Annotated in this window: 14 protein-coding genes and 1 pseudogene; 8 read left to right on the forward strand and 7 right to left on the reverse strand. The window is 62.4% G+C overall.

Annotated features, from left to right (window positions below; genetic code table 11):
• Nucleotides 1-50: 50 nt before the first annotated feature.
• On the reverse strand, nt 51-1436 hold the full coding sequence (locus AC1DD7_RS15155; RefSeq protein WP_477515636.1) for an NAD(P)-binding protein: 1386 nt from the start codon (nt 1434-1436) through the stop codon (nt 51-53).
• A 103-nt stretch (nt 1437-1539) separates the two neighbouring features.
• Here AC1DD7_RS15155 and AC1DD7_RS15160 point away from each other — a divergent pair.
• The 3 genes and pseudogenes from AC1DD7_RS15160 to AC1DD7_RS15170 form a co-directional block, all read left to right on the forward strand.
• A pseudogene (locus AC1DD7_RS15160) lies at nt 1540-1650 on the forward strand (TrmH family RNA methyltransferase); the annotation flags it as partial.
• Between the two features lie 182 nt (nt 1651-1832).
• Nucleotides 1833-2090 carry a type B 50S ribosomal protein L31 gene (locus AC1DD7_RS15165; RefSeq protein WP_216925747.1) on the forward strand — a complete coding sequence of 86 codons (258 nt, stop codon included), beginning with the start codon at nt 1833-1835 and terminating at the stop codon, nt 2088-2090.
• A gap of 87 nt (nt 2091-2177) precedes the next feature.
• Nucleotides 2178-3287 (forward strand): lipoyl protein ligase domain-containing protein, encoded by a 1110-nt coding sequence (locus AC1DD7_RS15170; protein ID WP_477515637.1) that lies wholly within the window; start codon nt 2178-2180, stop codon nt 3285-3287.
• A gap of 25 nt (nt 3288-3312) precedes the next feature.
• Here AC1DD7_RS15170 and pepN read toward each other — a convergent pair whose 3' ends face one another.
• Nucleotides 3313-5916 carry an aminopeptidase N gene (gene pepN, locus AC1DD7_RS15175; RefSeq protein ID WP_477515638.1) on the reverse strand — a complete coding sequence of 868 codons (2604 nt, stop codon included), beginning with the start codon at nt 5914-5916 and terminating at the stop codon, nt 3313-3315.
• Between the two features lie 4 nt (nt 5917-5920).
• Nucleotides 5921-6985, reverse strand: coding sequence for a YeiH family protein (locus tag AC1DD7_RS15180; RefSeq protein ID WP_477515639.1), 1065 nt, complete (start codon nt 6983-6985; stop codon nt 5921-5923).
• 111 nt (nt 6986-7096) lie between these two features.
• Between AC1DD7_RS15180 and AC1DD7_RS15185 the strand changes: the two genes are divergently transcribed.
• From AC1DD7_RS15185 to AC1DD7_RS15195, 3 genes are all read left to right on the forward strand, one after another.
• Nucleotides 7097-8653 carry a circularly permuted type 2 ATP-grasp protein gene (locus AC1DD7_RS15185; RefSeq protein ID WP_477515640.1) on the forward strand — a complete coding sequence of 519 codons (1557 nt, stop codon included), beginning with the start codon at nt 7097-7099 and terminating at the stop codon, nt 8651-8653.
• 97 nt (nt 8654-8750) lie between these two features.
• Nucleotides 8751-9677: an alpha-E domain-containing protein gene (locus tag AC1DD7_RS15190; RefSeq protein WP_216925742.1), complete on the forward strand. Its 927-nt coding sequence runs from the start codon at nt 8751-8753 to the stop codon at nt 9675-9677.
• Nucleotides 9674-10525 (forward strand): transglutaminase family protein, encoded by an 852-nt coding sequence (locus AC1DD7_RS15195; protein WP_477515641.1) that lies wholly within the window; start codon nt 9674-9676, stop codon nt 10523-10525. Before AC1DD7_RS15190 ends, AC1DD7_RS15195 begins: the two co-directional genes overlap by 4 nt.
• Before the next feature lie 76 nt (nt 10526-10601).
• On the opposite strand, the gene AC1DD7_RS15200 is transcribed toward AC1DD7_RS15195, so the two are convergent.
• Nucleotides 10602-12053, reverse strand: coding sequence for an SDR family NAD(P)-dependent oxidoreductase (locus tag AC1DD7_RS15200; RefSeq protein ID WP_477515642.1), 1452 nt, complete (start codon nt 12051-12053; stop codon nt 10602-10604).
• Between the two features lie 75 nt (nt 12054-12128).
• Nucleotides 12129-13541, reverse strand: a complete 1413-nt coding sequence (gene glgC / locus AC1DD7_RS15205; protein ID WP_477515643.1) for a glucose-1-phosphate adenylyltransferase — start codon at nt 13539-13541, stop codon at nt 12129-12131.
• Nucleotides 13542-13634: 93 nt separating this feature from the next.
• Between glgC and glgA the strand changes: the two genes are divergently transcribed.
• The gene (gene glgA, locus AC1DD7_RS15210) at nt 13635-14831 is read left to right on the forward strand and encodes a glycogen synthase (protein WP_477515644.1); all 1197 of its coding nucleotides are present in this window, start codon (nt 13635-13637) and stop codon (nt 14829-14831) included.
• Between the two features lie 135 nt (nt 14832-14966).
• Here the strand turns inward: glgA and AC1DD7_RS15215 are convergent, their stop codons facing one another.
• Both AC1DD7_RS15215 and AC1DD7_RS15220 read right to left on the reverse strand, forming a co-directional pair.
• Nucleotides 14967-17105 (reverse strand): acyl-CoA dehydrogenase family protein, encoded by a 2139-nt coding sequence (locus AC1DD7_RS15215; protein ID WP_477515645.1) that lies wholly within the window; start codon nt 17103-17105, stop codon nt 14967-14969.
• A 46-nt stretch (nt 17106-17151) separates the two neighbouring features.
• Nucleotides 17152-17952 (reverse strand): TetR family transcriptional regulator, encoded by an 801-nt coding sequence (locus AC1DD7_RS15220; protein ID WP_477515646.1) that lies wholly within the window; start codon nt 17950-17952, stop codon nt 17152-17154.
• Here AC1DD7_RS15220 and AC1DD7_RS15225 point away from each other — a divergent pair.
• The gene (locus tag AC1DD7_RS15225; protein WP_477515647.1) at nt 17951-19339 is read left to right on the forward strand and encodes an acetyl-CoA C-acetyltransferase; all 1389 of its coding nucleotides are present in this window, start codon (nt 17951-17953) and stop codon (nt 19337-19339) included. The genes AC1DD7_RS15220 and AC1DD7_RS15225 overlap by 2 nt on opposite strands.
• The last annotated feature ends 8 nt before the right edge of the window (nt 19340-19347 follow it).

The raw sequence follows: 19347 nt of genomic DNA on the forward strand, positions 1-19347 counted from the left end.
GCAGCACGAGTCTCACCGCCCTCAGCGATCCCCGGCCGACGATGGACGGGTCACGCCGAGGCGATGAGGCGGGGGAGGTTGGAGAGCGCTCCGGCGGCATGGGCTCGGCTGCGCTCGTGAGCCTCGGGGATGCGTGGGTCGTCGGCGTATCGCTCCAGTTCGGCGAAAGGATACAGTCGGCTCGTCCGCGACCATGCGGACACGGCCGGATGCTGGCCGCGTGCTCGGGCGTTCGCCATCAGCGCGGCGTAGGCGATGAGGAAGTCGACATTCCGATCCCAGAGGTGCAGCGGGCGGCACAGCTTGTTCTTCTGGTCGTCGTCGTGGAGTTCGGCTTCGACGACGCCAAGCATCGCGTACTGGAACGAGACGGTGCCCCAGAACATCGGCTGAAGCGTGATGCGGCCAGGTTCGAAGATCGGACGAAGTGGAGGCCGGACGAGCCCCGACGCCGCGCAGTGGACATGCACCGTTTCGCGTGTCGTGGGGATGACACCGTCGTCGAGGATGATGCGGTCGCGCTCGACACTACGCACGTGGCCGAGGCGGACGACATCCTCGATTTGCCGGAGGAGGGCGATCTCGGCTTCTCCGACGATCGCGCCGTGGAACATCGTGGGTGGCACCGAGGGATCAACCCGTAGCAGGATTCCCTGTTCGTCGAGCCGTGCGAAGAGATCGTCAACCGTCGTTGCTTGGGCCATGGCCGCGATCTGTGCGGCGTTCGCGACGTACTGGTCAACGACGAGGTCGTGCGGCTGCAGGTAGCGTCTATTCGGCCACCAGCCCTCGCGCGGTTTGATCCACGTGAGGTCGGCGGGATCCACACCCCGCTCGAGAAGCCACACGCATGTGTCGAGGGCGGTCTTTCCCGCGCCGATCACGGTGAAGCGTCCCGCCGGGTGGGCGAGTCGGGCGAGCCCACCGGTTGGGATGCAGCGGACTCCGTCGGCCACGGCGAACGGCGGGGCGGAGGTGGCGGGGATGCGCCCCTCGAGATACCTGGCATCTACCACGCGGCGGCGCACGGTGACGGGCACGGTGCGGCCGTCCAGGCGGGAGAGGATCCGACCCTCGTCAACGAACTCGCACTCGGGCAGGTACACTACACGACCGGTCGGCAGGAAGACCCCCGTCATCGCCTCTTCGAAATGCGCACAGATCTCGCTCGGGCCAGCCAGCTCGTACATGCCAGCGTTCGTGCCGCTGACGTCGCGCCTGTTGGCTCCGAATGGCACGGATTCGACCCCATAGAGGTTCGCGGGCTGGTGCAGCCGAACGAACGGATATGCGTCCTGCCAATGTCCCCCGGGCGCGTGCCGACGATCGACGATCGCGACCGTGGCATCCGAATGCGCGAGGATCCGGTCGGTGAAGACCATCCCCGCTGTCCCAGCGCCGACCACCAGATAGTCGGCTTCGATGCGCCCGCGCACCCACTTACAGTAAACCCGGCCGTCTGCGCAGGGGAATCCTCCAGTGCGCACGAACGGTCGGGCCGTGCGGCTGACGGAGTCGCTCACTCCGGCAGGAGAACTGGTCTTCCAGGTTCCCTGGGCCCGCCTGGAAAGCTGGCCTGGTGACCTCGAAAGGCTCAAGGAACAGGGCTTCACAGTTGCCGCCATGGAATTGACCGAAGACGCTGTTGACCGCTTCGGCGGTGGCGTTCTGGGAGATTCGCCCGCAGGACTGAGCCTGGTTCGTGCGCCCGGCTGGTTTCGGCTATGATTGATTGTTGGCCCGGCCGCTGAAATTTCATGGCAGCAGGCGGACCACCTCCATTCATACCTGGCAGCTGGCAAAATCCAGTTGCGTGAACAAAAGGTCCCATTATGAAGTCTGATATCCACCCGAAGTACGAAGCTGTTGTTTTCAACGACCTGGCTTCCGGCACGAAGTTCCTGACCAAGTCGACTGTGTCTTCCTCGAAGACCATCGAATGGGAAGACGGAAACACCTACCCGGTTATCGACGTCGAAATCTCTTCGGAGTCCCACCCGTTCTACACGGGCAAGCAGCGCATCATGGACTCCGCTGGCCGCGTCGAGCGCTTCAACGCTCGCTTCAAGGGCTTCGGCGGCACGAAGTAACCACTTCGCCCCAAGGCTTTTCGAAGGCCCGCACTGCTGGAATTTCCAGCAATGCGGGCTTTTTTGTTTTCCGGCAAGATGGAACCCATGACGTCCCAGCCCGCACCCGAAAAGCCCACTAACTACATTGACGACGACGCCACTCGCCTTCACGGGGAATATAAAGTTCCCGGCGGCAAACTCGTGGTGGTGGACCTGGACGTCGAGCACGGTCTCTTGGCCAACGTTTCACTGAGCGGTGACTTCTTCCTGGAGCCTGACGAAGCCCTGCAGGACATCAATGCCGCTCTGACGGGCCTGCCAGCGACCACGTCGGCTGCAGACATCACTGCAGCTGTCTCAGCCGGGTTGCCCCCAGGGTCCGTGCTGTTTGGATTCTCTGCAGAGGCCGTGGCGGTGACCGTCCGGCGTGCGTTGTCCAAAGCCACGGGCTGGTCCGACCACCAGTGGGAAATTATCCCGCCGATGGTCCTGCCCACCGAGGTTAACGTTGCGCTCGACGAGGTCCTCACCGAAGAAGTCGGCGCGGGAGTCCGAAATCCCACCCTGCGCTTCTGGGACTGGGAAGAACCTTCAGTGGTCATCGGAAGTTTCCAGTCTGTTCGGAACGAGGTAGATCCTGAAGGCGTGTCCAGGCACGGCATCACGGTAGTCCGCCGTATCAGTGGTGGCGGTGCAATGTTCATGGAAGCCGGCAACTGCATTACCTACTCCCTTTACGTACCGCAGACGTTGGTAGATGGCATCAGTTTCGCTGATTCCTACGCCTTCCTTGATGCATGGGTCATGGCGGCGCTGGAGAAGCTTGGCATCACGGCTTTCTACGTTCCCCTCAATGACATCGCCACTGAGCAAGGCAAGATCGGGGGCGCGGCCCAGAAACGGCTCGCCAACGGAGGGATGCTCCACCACGTGACCATGAGCTATGACATCGACGCCGACAAGATGGTGGAGGTCCTGCGCATCGGCAAGGAAAAGCTCTCAGACAAAGGCACGCGCAGCGCCAAGAAACGAGTGGATCCGCTGCGCCGACAGACCGGCTTGGCCCGGGCCGCAATCATAGGCGCCATGCAGGAAGTTTTTACTGAACGCTACGGCGCAATTGAGTCGCGTCTGTCGGAAGATGAACTTTCAGAAGCCAGGAAGCGGGTAGAAACGAAGTTCGGCACAGAGGAGTGGTTGAACAGGGTTCCATAAAGCAGGGTTCCATAAAGCAGGTTCCCTAACCGGCCGCCTGTGCCGTCAGCGCACGCAGCAGGTGGCTGCGCTGTTCGATGATGATGCGGCGCAAAGCACGGGGTGCGTCGGTATGCTCATGCAGCCACTGGTCAGTCTTCACCAGCACTGGATGCGTGATCGGCTCCATGCCGGCTGCCAGATCCTGCCCGCCGGGATAGAGGCCCCCGACGATCCTGCCTGCGATTTCGATACTGCGCTCAGCCCAGACACGTTCCAGGCATTCAAAGTAGGGCTCGATGTATGGCTCCAGGAGGTCTCTGGGCGCAATGGTGAAACCCGTGATTGTTGCACTGAGGATCTCGTTGGACAGCCCGGTAGTGTTGACGGCTGCGTCCCAGGCTGCCGCCTTTACGGAGGCGTCAGGGCGTGCTGAGGAGGCTACTGCATGGCCTTCGCGGCCGGAGGCCGTCTTGTCCGCCTCAAGTTCAGCATCCAGCTTGCGCTGCATGGCTTGTCCGTGGGCGGCGAGGGCCTGCCAGAAACTCCAGCGCAGTTCGGCATCCACGGCCAGGCCGTCAATGATCGTGCCGCCTTCCAGGATGCCCCGCAGCAGGGGGAGCTCGCTGTCGCCGTGCCTGGAAACATCGGCCAGGGTTCTGGCCCAGGCAAGCTGCTGGTCTGATCCAGGGGCTGCGGATTGCAATTGGGCGGCGGCGACTGCCAGGAAGTCCTTGCGCACCCCTTCCCGCATGACAGCGGGGACATAACGTTCAATAGCGGTGGCTGCATTGCCCAGCACGTTCAGGAGGACGCCGATGCCGGTTTCGGCGGGTGCGAACTGTTCGACGGCGGCAACGTACCCAACCGCTGACGTAGCGCCATCCCGAGCCGAATCCCACAGGGCGGTCCAGCACAGCGCACGTGCCATGGGGTCTTCGATGGTGCCCAGGGAACTGCGGACTGTGTGCTCCGAAAGGGCGTCCAGCCGCACCTTCGCGTAGCTGAGGTCCTCATCGTTGACCAGCAGCAGGGCGGGCCGGGGCTTCCCTGCCAGTTCGGCCACCAGCGTGCTCGGGCCGGAGACGTCCAGCTCGATGCTCTCTCGCCGGACGAGGTGGCCGGAGGAATCGGGGTCATACAGGCCCAACCGGAGTCGGTGCGGCCGCAACTCCTGCTTGCCCGTCAGGGGGTCGGTGGCATCCTGTTGGAGCGTCACGGCGCCCATGGTCCCGTTGTCATCAACGATGTCCGCCGTGATAGTGGAAATGCCGGATGTCTGCAGCCACTGGCGTGCCCAGCCGGCAAGGTCCCTTCCCGACGCCGCGCTGAGCGCCTGAAGAAGGTCCTGTAACGAGGTGTTGCCGAACTCGTGATCCCGGAAGTACTGACGGGACCCGGCGATAAAGTCGTCAAAGCCTACGTAAGACACCAGCTGCTTCAGAACAGAGGCCCCTTTGGCATACGTGATTCCATCAAAGTTCTGCTTCGCCGCCTCGAGGTCCGGAATGTCGGCAACGATGGGGTGCGTGGTAGGCAACTGGTCCTGTACGTAGGCCCAGGCTTTGCGTTTGCTGGCGAAGTTCACCCATGCGGTATCCCAGTCAGTGGCCCGGTCCACGCCGAGTGTCCCCATGTAGTCAGCGAAAGATTCCTTCAGCCAGAGGTCGTCCCACCAGGTCATGGTGACGAGGTCGCCGAACCACATGTGGGCCATCTCGTGCATCAGGGTGTTGGCGCGCGCCTGGTACTGGGCGTCCGTTGCCCGGGAAGCGTAGACATACTTCTCAGTGAAGGTGACCAGCCCGGGGTTTTCCATGGCCCCGAGGTTGTACTCGGGCACGAACGCCTGATCGTATTTGCCCCAAGGATAGGGGTAGTCGAAAAGCTCGTTGAAGAACGCCAGCCCGCTCTTGGTCAACCGGAAGAGTTCATCGGCATCGAACGAGTCCGCCAAAGACGCGCGGCAGTAAAGGGCCAGTGGCACGTCAAGGCGGGTGCCGTCGTCGAGCGTTGCTCCCCAATGATCAGTGGCCTTGAAGTAGGGCCCGGCAAGGATGGTGGTGATGTAGGTGGACATCCGCTGGGTGGTAGCAAAATCCCAGCGCTGGGCCGACGTATCGTCCGCTAAAGGCGTTCTGGTGGTCTCCACGCCATTGGAGGCGACTTCCCAGCCTGCCGGAGCGATCACGTGGAAAGTGAATTCGGCTTTGAGGTCGGGCTGTTCAAAGTTGGCGAAGACGCGGCGGCTGTCGGCCGGTTCGTACTGGGTGTAGAGGTAGCACTGGCCATCGGCGGGGTCGACGAAACGGTGCATGCCCTCTCCGGATCGGCTGTAGAGCGCTGTTCCCGTCACAGTGACGGTGTTTTCGGCGGCGAGGCCTTCCAGGATGATCCTGTCCCGGTCCACCACACGCGCAACATCAAGCGCCTTGCCGTTCAGCACCACGGACTGCACTCCGCCGCTGATGAAATCCAGGAAAGTAGCTGAACCGGGTATGGCTGAAAACCTGATGGTGCTGGTGCTCGGATAGCCGGCGGTTGCGGGATCTGCCGCGTCGCGGACATCGAGGGTGACGTCGTAGCTGTGGGTGGTGATCAGGGCTGAACGTGTTGCGGCTTCGTCGCGCGAGAGATTGTGATTCGACACACAGCTATCTAATCATGATCCAAACGGCGCCCAAGCCCAGCGTTGCGATCAGCAGCCACGATCCCAGTGCCACAGCAACGGCACGGCCCCCGGTATGAACGAGGGTGCGCACCCGCACCGCGGAACCGAGCCCAAAGAGGGCGGTCGCGAGCAGGATGTCCTGTACTCCGGCGGCGGCTTCCAGAGCTGCCGGTGGCGCCCACCCCAAGGTGCGGACGCCCACCATCGCGATGAAGCCGAGGACAAACAGAGGGACAATTGGCGGAAACCGGCCATCGCCGTCGTGCTTTCCTGATTGAGCCGATACGCCGTTGACCCGCCGCCGTACGTGCATCACCCGCTGGTGAAGCCCTGCCGCCGCCGCGATGGGCGCCAAGAGCACCACCCTCGTCAACTTAACGACGACGGCGACAGCCAGTGCCGCTGTCCCCGCAGTTTGGGCGGTGGCAACCACTTGGCCGACATCATGCACGGACGCACCGGTCCACGCTCCGAATTGTTCCGGGTTCAAGCCCAGGGGGTGCATGAGGAGGGGGAGCACTCCAATCGCCAGAGTGCCGCACAATGTCACCAGCGCCACGGGAAGAACAGTGTCCTGGTGCTTGACCCGCCTTACCGCTGCCATGGCACCGATGGCCGACGCACCGCAAATGGAAAACCCTGTGGCGATCAGGAGTGCCGCCTCATCCGGAAGGCGGAGGATCTTCGCGAGGCCGTAGGTCCCGGCGAAACTCAGTAACACCACGGCTGCAATCAGAAGCAGTGACAACCACCCCAATCCGAGGACGTCGCCCATGCTCACCTTGAGTCCCAGCAGGACGATTCCGGCACGCATAAGGTGCTTCCCGGCGAAGTCCAGGCCTGGCCGGGCGCGCCCCGCGGCCCAGACAGCAGTGCCCGGTATATTTGCAGAGAGCAGGCCCAGTGCAACAGCAAGCGTCATGACGGGAATGACCCCCAATGCCGGAAATACCGCGTGGACGGTGAAGGCGACCCCCGTTGCGGCAATACTCAGGACCAACCCCGGCCCGAGCCGGGACAGGTGGGGCGCAAGACTGTTCAAGGGCATGCCTCAACCCTGCCGGATGGGGGCACCGAAAGGCGAACCGGGGGTCTCCGGAAACCGCGACACAATCAGTGCGAAATGCGCTTGACTCAAAAAGGTGATTGTCTAATTCCCATGTCTGACCTATTTCAGGATTATTCCGAGGCCGCTGCGCGCAGCGGCGCCTACGACGAGATGTTCGCCCCCGGCCACGTCGCCAGAAAATCCTACGGTCAGGTTGCCGGTGCACTGCGCGAGCTTTCCCTGGCCGATGTCACCGCCCGCGCCGATTCCATGGCACGCACGTTCCTGGACCGCGGCGTGACCTTCGACTACGCGGGGGAGGAGCGGCCGTTCCCGCTGGATATCGTTCCCCGCGTTATCCCCGCTGACGAGTGGGATGTCCTTGAGCGCGGCGTGGCACAGCGGGTCAAGGCCCTTGAAGCGTTCCTCAACGATGTGTATGGCCGGATGGCTGTAGTGACTGATGGCGTCATTCCCCGGCAACTCGTCACCACCAGCGCCCATTTCCACCGTGCGGTTCACGGCTTCGAGCCTTCCGGTGGTGTTCGCGTCCACGTCTCCGGCATCGACGTCGTCCGTGATGCCGAAGGCACTTTCCGTGTCCTTGAGGACAATGTTCGCGTCCCCTCCGGAGTGAGCTACGTACTGGAGAACCGCCGCGCCATGGCCAAAGGCCTGCCCGAGGCATTCGGCCAGCAGCACATTCGGCCCGTGGAGGAGTACCCCCGCAGGCTCCTCTCAGCGCTGCGCAAGACCGCACCGGCCGGCGTCGACGATCCCACGGTTGTGGTCCTCACGCCAGGTGTCTTCAACAGCGCTTACTTTGAGCACACCCTCCTTGCCGGACTCATGGGCGTGGAATTGGTGGAAGGCCGGGACCTGATCTGCCGCGGCAACCGTGTGTACATGCGGACCACAGCCGGCGAACAGCGCGTGGATGTCATTTACAAGCGCATCGACGACGACTTCCTGGATCCCTTGCAGTTCCGTTCCGATTCCATGCTCGGTTGCCCTGGCCTGGTCAACGCGGCCCGCGCTGGTGGCGTCACCATCGCCAACGCGGTTGGCAACGGCGTAGCCGATGACAAGCTCGTGTACAGTTACGTGCCTGACCTGATCCGGTACTACCTTCACGAAGAGCCGATCATCGCCAACGTCGACACTTTCCGGCTCGAGGAAAAGGAAGCCAGGGAACATGTTCTGGACCGCTTGGAGGAGCTGGTGGTCAAGCCCGTCGATGGTTCAGGCGGCAAGGGCTTGGTCATCGGCCCGGATGCTTCCAAGGAGGAGCTTGACGCCTTGCGGAAGCGCGTGATTGCAGATCCGCGTGGCTGGATCGCCCAGCCCGTTCTTCAACTCTCCACGGTGCCCACGCTCTCCGGAGACAAATTCGGACCGCGGCACGTGGACCTCCGCCCCTTTGCAGTCAACGACGGCGACGACGTCTGGGTCCTTCCCGGTGGCCTGACCCGTGTGGCGCTCAAGGAAGGTTCCCTGATTGTGAATTCCAGCCAGGGTGGCGGTTCCAAGGACACCTGGGTGTTGGCCAATTCGCCACAGATGCCTGCCGAGATCATTCCGCGCCAGTCCGTGACGGTGCGCGAACAGGTTTCCGTGTGGCCCGTGGAAAGCAATTGGCGGGACCGCCAGACGGAGCAGCAGCAATGATCCGGATTGCAGGCCCCAGAGGGACCCCTGCTCCATTGAACCCAGCTCCATTGACCCCTGAACTTCGACAAGCACCACGCGAAGGAGGCGCAGTTTCATGCTGAGCCGTATTGCCGAGTCACTTTTCTGGATCGGACGCTATGTAGAGCGGGCCGACGGCACTGCCAGGATCCTGGACGTGCACCTGGAGCGCCTGAACCACCTGCCCCTTGAAGAGCAACGCAGTGTTGCCCGTGAACTCCTCGCCGTAATGGGCGCGAAGCCACAAAGCGAAGACTTCGGCCTGCCCGAGCTGCTGCATGCACTTGCGTATGACAAGCAGAGCGCGTCCTCCATCGCGGGCTCGCTTGGCGCCGCACGTGAGAACGCACGCAGGGCGCGGGAGACCGTCTCGCAGTCACTCTGGGAAAGCCTCAACACCACGTATTACGGCCTCAGCCAGCATCGCAAGGACGTCGTGGGAACCTACCGTTTCTGCAACTGGGTCCTTGAGCGGACCGCCATGGTGCGCGGGCTGGCGGACACCACCGTCAGCCATGACGAGAGCTGGCTGTTCATGGTACTCGGGCGTTCGCTTGAGCGTGCCGATATGACAGCACGCATGTTGTCCACGCGGGATGTGCAGTCCGCGGGAATGTCCTGGGTGAACATGCTGCGGTGCGCCGGCGCGTACGAGTCCTTCATCCGGACCCGGAGGGCCGCATTTGGCGACCAGCACGCAGCCGAGTTCCTGCTTCTGGACCGTTTGTTCCCGCGCTCGATCGTCTACGCCCTGCGCGACGCGGACGAGTGCCTGGCAAAGCTGGATCCTTCAGCACAGCGGGTCGGCTTCATCAACGATGCCCGCCGGATTGTTGGGCAGGCCAGAACGTTCCTGGAGTTCCACAGGACGGATGACCTCATGTCCGAATTGCCCGAGCATATGGAACGTGTGCAGAAGGCCGTAACCCAGGCTTCGGACGCGATTTCCCGTAAGTACTTCAATCAGGCTGATGAGCACGCCTGGGTGGGAGAAGTTTCATGACCCGGCTGAGCATCGTCCACAAGACGGCCTACAAATACAACCGACGCGTGACGTTGTCCTACAACGAGGCCCGGATGACTCCGTTGACGGACGGCCAGCAGGTGGTCCTGGAATCCTCGCTGAAGGTTTCACCCAACCAGGCCTCGGTCAGCACCTACCGCGACTACTGGGGCACGCGCGTCACTGCCTTCGATATGCAGATGCCCCACGAGAGCCTCGAGGTCCTTGCCACGGCCACCGTGGAAGTGCACCGGACCGAGCGAGTGGCAACCGAGGACGACATCGTGGGCTGGGACGTCATCGCCTCGGAGAAGATCCAGGACGAATTCAGCGATTGGCTGCCCCAGTCACGCTTGAGCGGTCCGGGTGAGGAAGTCCTCGGCATCATCCCAGGCGTGGTCGATGGCAAGAACCCCCATGAGGCGGCGTTGGCCGTCTTTTCGTGGATGGCCGGCGAGATGACGTACATGAAGGGCACCACAGGTGTCACTACGAATGCCGAACAGGCGTGGACGCAACGCCAGGGTGTCTGCCAGGACCTTGCCCATTTGGCCATTGGCGCATTGCGTAGCCGGGGCATACCAGCGCGCTACGTGTCGGGCTACATCCATCCGCGATCGTCCGCTGACATCGGCGAGACCGTTGCCGGTCAGTCCCACGCGTGGCTGGAGTGGTGGGACGGCGAATGGCGCAGCTGGGATCCCACCAACCATAAGCCTGCCGGCGACTACCACGTGACTGTGGCGAGGGGACGGGATTACCGGGATGTTCCGCCCCTGAAAGGCATTCTTTCCGGCGGCGGAGGTTCGGGGCTGTCCGTTTCCGTGGAGATCACCCGCCTCGCATAAGTAGTTTGTGAACAGATATGGCCCCCAAGAAGCGCTTGGGGGCCATATCTGTAAACACACTCGCAGACTTTTGGATTTACCAGGGGGAGGGCTTGTAGTCCTTGAGGAACACTCCGTACTGGTCCTCGCCGTTCTCACCCATCACGATGGGGTCGTACACGCGGGCAGCACCGTCCACCAGGTCCAAGGGCGCATGGAATCCTTCTTCCATGAGCCGCACCTTGGTGTAATGCGGACGTTCGTCGGTGATCCAACCGGTGTCCACGGCAGTCATGAGGATGCCATCGGAATCCAACATTTCCTGCGCACTGGTGCGCGTCATCATGTTCAAGGCAGCTTTGGCCATATTGGTGTGAGGATGCCCCGGACCCTTGTAGGCACGGGAGAACTGCCCCTCCATGGCCGAAACGTTCACGATGTACTTTCGCCTTGCCGTTGAACGCTTCATGGCATCGCGGAGGCGGCTGACCAGCAGGAACGGAGCTGTGACGTTGCACAGCTGCACCTCGAGCATTTCGAGCGGATCCACTTCGTCCACTACCTGCGTCCAGCTGTTAATGGAGGCGAGGTCCGGGACCAGCCCACCGGCATCGATAGCCGTTCCGGATTCGATCCGGGCCAAAGACGCCGAACCGGTAGAGAGCGCCAGGGAAGTGATCGCGTCTCCGGCAAGGACAGGATGTTCGGTGACGCTGCTGGCCAGCGCCAGTGGATGCTTGTCATGGGCGTGGCCGAACGTGACCAGCTCGGGGCCTCCGTTGGCAGCCTCCAATGCGGCCGGCAAGGGCTCGTCCTCGGCGTCAACCAAAGGTTTGTAGGCGTTGCCGGAGCGTCGCACCGTTTGCGCGGCATTGTTGATGATGATGTCCAGCGGGCCGGCCTTGTTCAGGGAGTCCGTCAGGGCCATCACCTGGGCGGGATCGCGGAGGTCAATGCCAACGATCCGCAAGCGATGCAGCCAATCCGCGCTGTCTTCCATTGCGGCAAACCGACGTGCCGCGTCTTTGGGGAAGCGTGTCGTGATGGTGGTGTGGGCGCCATCCCTGAGCAGGCGGAGCGCAATGTACATACCAATCTTGGCGCGGCCACCGGTCAACAGGGCGTTGCGTCCCGTGAGGTCCGTGCGGGCATCGCGTTTGCTGTGGCTGAATGCAGCGCACTCGGGGCACAGCTGATGGTAGAACGCATCCACCTGCGTGTAGTGCTGCTTGCAGATGTAGCAGGGACGTGAACGGATCAGGTGGCCCGCGACCTCGCCGGTGGCTGAAGGAGCAAGCTTGTTGCCACGGGTTTCGTCATCGATGCGGTCCGGCGCAGCTGTTGCGGTGAGGGCAAGGACTGCACGGTCGGCTTCCGCGATCAGGTCCCGCTTGGTGACCCGGCGGTGCCGCTTGACGGCTTTGAACATCTTGCCCGTTGCACGGCGGACCGCGACGTAGTCCGGGTGCTCCTCGTCGTAGACGTGGATTGTGGTCAGAACCTTGAGGCAGGCCTGGATCTCTTCAGGCGTCAGATCGGTGGAGCTCATTGACCTGATTTTACAGCCTTGGGAGCCTGAGGCCTGCCTCGGGTTCTACCAGCGCAGCCGGTGCCGGGCGGGAGCCTAGCGGCCGGCGCCCTGTGATGCTGTGTCTACTACCCGCGCCTGTATACCGGCAGCTACCTTTTCTGCAGAATCCCGGATATCGGGGTCATCCTGCGTGGCAGCCTTAACGGCTTCCGGCAGGCCCCGGCGGTACTCTGCGGACAACGCGAGTTCCTCTTCCCCAGGTTCAGGAACAAGCTGTCCCTTGGCAAGGACTGTGATCCCGGATTCGGTGACCTTGTAGCCACGGGCCTTGTCCAAGGCCGGGTCCAGTCCGATCGCGGCACCGGCAGGGACCCTGACGTTCTTGTCCAGGATGGCCCGCTTGATCACTGCACCTTCGCCGACGCGGACCTTATCCATCAGTACTGAGTCTTGGACACGGCTGCCAGCCTCCACGAAGACGTCGTTGGAGAGCACGGATCCTTCAACAATGCCGCCTGAGATGACCACGCCGCTGGCCACGATGGAGTCCAGGGCGGTACCCACCGTGCTGTTCCCGCCACGGACAAACTTAGCGGGAGGGGAGATGCTCTGACGGGTGTAGATGGGCCATTCGGAGTTGTAGAGATTGAAGATGGGAACGGGGGAGATGAGGTCAACGTGGGCGTCGTAGAAGGAGTCGATGGTGCCAACGTCCCGCCAGTAGGTACGGTCGCGTTCCGTGGCACCAGGGATGTCATTAAGCGTGAAGTCATAGACTCCGGCTTCACCCTTGTCCACGAAGTAGGGAATGATGTCCCCGCCCATGTCGTGCTTTGTATCGAGGCGCTCGGCGTCAACATGAAGCGCCTCAACGAGGGCGTCGGCGTTGAAGACATAGTTGCCCATGGAGGCGAGGAACTGGGTGGGATCGGCCGCAAGTCCGGGCGTGCTGGCCGGCTTCTCCACGAATGCCGCGATCTTCTGGGGATCGTTCTGGTCAACCTCAATCACACCGAATTGGTTGGCCATGTTCAGCGGCTGCCGGACGGCTGCTACGGTAGCCTTCGCGCCGCTGGCAATGTGCTGTTCCACCATCTGTGAGAAGTCCATGCGGTAAACGTGGTCTGCGCCGACCACAACCACAATGTCCGGAGCGTCATCGTGAATAAGGTTCAGAGACTGGTAGATGGCGTTGGCGCTGCCAAGGAACCAGCTCTTGCCGACGCGCTGCTGCGCGGGAACGGAAGCTACGTAGCGGCCCAACTGTGTGGACATGCGCCACGTCTCGGAGATATGGCGGTCAAGGCTGTGCGATTTATACTGCGTCAGAACCACGATTTTCAAATATCCCGAATTGACCAGATTCGATAGTGCAAAGTCAATAAGCCTGTAGCCCCCCGCAAACGGAACCGCCGGCTTCGCCCTGTCCGCCGTCAAAGGCATGAGGCGATTGCCTTCGCCGCCAGCCAACACGATTGCCAATACTTTCTTCAACGCCATGGTCATAGCTCCCCGTACGTCTTCGTAGCCCCCAAAAGTCCGATTTTCCGGACCCTTTCACACTAGAACACATAAGCCGGAACGACTACGTTGGGTAACGTGCGAATAGACATTGTGACTAAAGAATTCCCTCCGGAAATTTATGGCGGTGCCGGTGTCCACGTTGCCGAGCTCAGCCGTGTGCTGGCGAAGCACGTGGATCTTCATGTCCGGGCGTTTGGCGCCCCACGTGATGCCGACTACCATGGGGCCACCGTGGCCTCCTACGCCACACCCCAGGACCTCGGCGACGCCAATGCTGCCCTGCAGACGTTGGGCGTGGATCTTCGGATCGTTCCGGACATTGCGGGAGCGGATCTCGTCCACTCGCACACCTGGTACGCCAACATGGCAGGACACCTCGCCTCGCTGCTGCATGGCATCCCCCATGTACTGAGCGCCCACAGCCTGGAGCCGTTGCGTCCGTGGAAGGCCGAACAGCTCGGTGGCGGCTACGCATTGTCCTCATGGGTGGAGAAGACAGCCTACGAAGCTGCCGCGGCGATCATCGCCGTATCCGATGGAATGCGGCAGGACATCCTGCGCAGCTACCCTGACGTTGACCCCGCCAAGGTCCGGGTAGTACACAACGGGATCGACGTTTCCTTGTGGGAACGGGACGAAGAGGACGACGCCATCCGCGCGTTGGGCATAGATCCTGCCAAGCCAAGTGTGGTGTTCGTTGGCCGGAACACCCGCCAAAAGGGCGTCCCCTACCTGTTGCGCGCCGCGTCCAGCCTTCCCGCAGATGTTCAGCTGGTCCTCTGCCTGGGCGCAGCTGACACTCCCGAATTGGCAGCTGAAACAGCACGCCTCATTGAGGAGCTCCAAAGCAAGCGCGAGGGCGTGATCCTCATTGAGCGGATGCTGCCACGCCGGGAACTCATCCAGGTCCTCAGCCATGCCACCGCATTCGCCTGCCCCTCCATCTACGAACCGCTGGGCATCGTCAACCTTGAAGCAATGGCTTGCGGCGCCGCTGTGGTGGCGAGCGCAACCGGCGGCATTCCAGAGGTGGTCCAGCATGGCGAAACCGGCTTGCTGGTCCCCTTGGAGCAGGTCACCGACGGTACGGGAACACCGTTGGATCCACAGAAATTTGTGGCCGACTTCGCTGCGGCCCTGAACGAGGTAGTGGCAGATCCAGAGCGTGCCCGCAAGATGGGCATGGCGGGCAGGCGCCGCGCCGAGGAACATTTCTCGTGGGAATCGATCACTGAAACCACCCTTGAGGTATACCGCTCAGTTCTTAACTGAGCAGCGTTAGTTCAGCCCCGGCCCGTCCGGAAAAGCAGTCAAAACCACGACGGCGCCGCCCCCTTGAGTGGGGACGGCGCCGTCGTGGTTTGGCGAAACTTCCGAAAAAGTTCACTGACCGGAAATCTCGTACTGTTACCGGGACTTGGACGCCTTCAGCGCCAGGAGTGACTTCTCGTCCGCTGGTGCGGATCCGCTGGCGCGTTGCTTACGGAAGTGGGTACTGGCCTCGTCCTGGCGGCTTGCTTCAGCGCCGGTCGCGATAGCTGCCCGCAGGTGCTCAGGACCATAGCCAAAGGCATCCACGAGGTCCAGGGCGTGCGGACGGATCTTGACCAACAAACGGTTGATGTACGTCCCTACGGTCCGGCCGCGCTGCATCGACAACCGGCCGTTCATGAGGTACCACGACAAGTGCTTCTCGATGAGCGAAAGCCCGAACAGGTCCCGCAGCCAGGTGAGGACCCGCTTGGTTCCCTCATCGGAAACCTCGGCCAGTGCCTCCGTGAATGCCTCCCACTGGAGGAGCTCGGCATGGGCTTGAGCGGCTTCGATGAGTTCATGCTGGTGCTGGTTGAACAGGGCTGCCGCCTGGTGCTGCGGCAGCTTATTGGCGCCCTTCAGCGCAGCACCCACTTCTGCCACCATGGACTGCACGCGGTCAGTCAGCAGGGTCCGCTGGCCTTCCTCGTCGCGCAAAGCCAGTGCTGCTTTCTGCACCGAACCCGTGTCCGCTACGAACTGGGCAACCTGGCGAAGGCCCGTCCTGTGCAAGGCGACACCCGCGGCCTGGTCCACTACATAGCGTGCAAGCACGCCGAAGTCCGCACTGCGGAATTCCTTGGCGTAGTCAGCCAGGAGACGCTTGGCCACCAACTGCAGCAGGACGGTGTTGTCGCCTTCAAAAGTGACGTAAACGTCAAGGTCCGCGCGCAACGAGGCGAAGCGGTTCTCGATCAGGAATCCTGCGCCACCACAGGCTTCCCGGCATTCCTGCAGGGTGTCCAGCGCATGCCAGGTGCTGAGGGGCTTCAGCGCGGCCGCCAAGGTTTCCAGATCCTGACGGTCGGCGTCGGTGTCATGGGCACCGGAGAAGACGTCGTCGAACTTTTGCAGGAGCTGCTCGTGGGCAAAACTGGCGGCGTAGGTCGTGGCAAGCCGGGTGAACAGGCGCCGTTGGTGACGCTGATAGTCCAGCAGGACTTCTTCGTCAGTGGGGGAGGAAGCATTGAACTGACGGCGCTCGGTGGCGTACTGGATGGCTGTTTTGAGCGCCACCTTGCTGGCCGCCACAGCTGCCCCGTCCAAGGAGACCCGGCCTTGGACCAGGGTTCCAAGCATCGTGAAGAAGCGGCGGCCCGGGCTCTCGATGGTTGATGAATACGTTCCATCGGCAGCTACATCGCCGTATCGGTTCAGGAGGTTGGTGCGGGGGATACGGACATCGGTGAAATGGAGCCTGCCGTTGTCGATGCCGTTGAGGCCGCCCTTGATGCCGTCATCCTCCCCTCCGATGCCTGGCAGGAATTCTTTGGTGGTGGGGTCGCGCAGCTCTACATAGAAGGCGTGGACGCCGTGGTTGACGTTCTTGGTTACCAGCTGCGCAAACACGACGGCGGCCAAGCCATCGTTAGCGGCGTTGCCGATGTAGTCCTTCCAGGCTGCCCGGAAGGGGGTGTTGATGACGAATTCCTGGTTCGCTTCGTCATAGGTGGCCGTGGTGGCGATGCTTGCGACGTCGGAGCCGTGGCCCGTCTCAGTCATCGCGAAACAACCGGGAATTGCCAGGCTCATGATGCCGGGGAGCCATTGGTCGTGGTGTTCACGGGTACCAAGGTGCATGACAGCGGAGCCGAAGAGGCCCCACTGAACGCCGGCCTTGATCTGCAGGGAGGGGTCGGCCGTGACGAGCTCTTCGAATCCGGCGATATTGCCGCCGTGATCATCAGAGCCTCCCAGGCGCGTGGGGAACGCCCGGTGGACGGCATTGTTATCCACCAGGAACTTCAACTGTTCAAACACTCGGGCACGGTGTTCCGTGTGGTGCAGGCCTTCGATCTTCTGGACATCGGGATGACCCGCTACTTCGCGGGCCTGGTGCCGGATGTGGGCCCACTTGCCCAAGAGCTGCTCACCCAGCGCCGCGACATCCACGACGGGGTCCGCACCGTGCTTGCCGGATGCAGTGTTGCCGGAGCCACTGGTGCGCGTGGCCGCGTCCTCGCGGCCGGACGGTTGATGGGCTGATGGCGCCCGGTCCACTACTTCAGTCATGTTGATTCCTTCTTTGGTTCTTACAACTGATGGGTCGTTGCTCATGTCAGGTTGTTGTTTTGAGCTCAGGAGCGATGCCCAGGCAGAGCCAGTCCGTAATGTGCCCGGCCATGGTTGCCTGGTTCGGCTTGCCGTCGGAGGCAGGGCTTCCCAGCCACATTTCGCCGGCGTTCCGAACGAGCCCAATGGCTGCAGTGGGCCAGTACTCGATCAACGCCTCTTTCTCTGCACCGAGATACTGCCGCATGGGCGTGGCGATCATGTCGGTGATTTGTTCGAAGAAGTTTCCCAGAGCGCCCGACGCCGCAATGGCATCCTGCGAGGAAGCTTCGCCGGGCGTCAACCGGGTGATGAACGCATAAACGTTGGGGCTCGATTCCGCCATTTGCAGGTAGGCCGAAACCATGGCGTAGAGCCCTTCACGTGGCGTCTGTGCCGATTGTGCCGCTTCTTTCATGCGGCGTTGCATTTGCCCCAGCACCACTTCTCCCATGGCCTGTTGAAGGCCTGCCTTATCGCCGAAATAGCGGTAGTACACCGACTTTGAGGTGCCCGCGGCACCGGCGATGTCTTCCATGGACGCCTCACTGCCCAAGGCGTGCACAGCCCTGCGTGCTGCCTTGATGAGCTCGCGCCGACGCTCCTCGCGATGGCTCTGCCATCTGGCGGCACGCCCATCTACCGCAGGGTCCGGGACGGCGTTACCGGACTCTACGGCGGTATCAACAGCACCAGCCCCGGAAGAGGCAGGTTCTCGCGGAAAATCTGTACGACGACGGTTCACGATACCCAGCGTATCAGGTACGCTGGGTATCAGTAACTGGTATTCATCGAAGGAGTCAAGCATGGCTGCAGCAGACGCACCCGCGGGCACGAACACAGGTACAAACGGATTCGCAAGCGGAGAGCGGAGCGCCGAGCAGAACAAGGGCCTTCAAGGGACGCGTTCTGCCGTCATCGTCGGAGGCAACCGGATCCCCTTTGCCCGGACGGGCGGTGCCTATGTGAAGTCCTCCAACCAGGACATGCTTACTGCTGCACTGGATGGACTGATCGCCCGCTTCGGGCTGCAGGATGAGCGGATCGGTGAAGTAGCGGCTGGAGCCGTGCTGAAGCATTCACGGGACTTCAACCTCACCCGGGAGGCTGTACTGGGTTCGGCATTATCTCCAGAGACACCCGCATACGACCTTCAGCAGGCATGTGCAACGGGACTGGAAACCGTGCTTGGGCTGGCCAACAAGATCAAGCTCGGCCAGATCGAATCGGCGATCGCCGGTGGCGTTGACTCCGCGTCCGATGCCCCGATTGCCGTCAGCGAGGGGCTGCGGGAGATCCTGCTGGACCTCAACCGCGCCAAGACCTCCGTCCAGAAGCTGAAGGTCCTGGCCCGCATCCGGCCAAAGGATCTGGCCCCCGATGCTCCCAACACCGGCGAACCACGTACCGGCCTCTCCATGGGCGAACACCAAGCCCTCACCACGGCACAGTGGAACATCAGCCGGGAGGCACAGGACGAGCTGGCCTTCAACAGCCACCGCAACCTCGCCGCTGCCTACGAACGAGGCTTCTTCGACGACCTCATCACTCCCTACCGGGGCCTGAACCGGGACTCGAATCTTCGCGCGGACACCAGCTTGGAGAAGCTCTCCACGTTGAAGCCTGTCTTTGGCAAGAACCTGGGATCCGAGGCCACCATGACGGCGGGCAATTCGACACCGCTGACCGATGGTGCGGCAACGGTCCTGCTTGCCACCGAAGAGTGGGCGGACAGCCGTGGCCTGCCCAAACTCGCCACCGTGCTGGACGGCGAGGCGGCCGCCGTCGACTTCGTCCACGGCAAGGATGGACTTCTGATGGCGCCGGTCTTTGCCGTACCGCGCCTCCTCGCCCGCCATGGGCTGACTCTGGAGGACTTCGACTTCTTCGAAATCCATGAGGCCTTCGCCGGAACCGTCCTCAGCACCCTGGCTGCCTGGGAAGATGAGGACTTCGGCCGAACGCGGTTGGGGCTGGACGGTGCGCTGGGAAAGGTGGACCGCGCCAAGCTCAACGTCAACGGTTCTTCGCTCGCTGCCGGGCACCCATTTGCAGCAACCGGTGGCAGGATCGTGGCCTCGCTGGCAAAGATGCTCCATGACAAGGGAGCTGTGGATGGAAGGCCGGCACGTGGCCTGGTTTCCGTGTGCGCCGCCGGCGGGCAGGGCGTTGTTGCCATTCTGGAAGCAGCCTAGGGGAGCGT

The organism is Paenarthrobacter sp. 10L412, assembly GCF_056395565.1.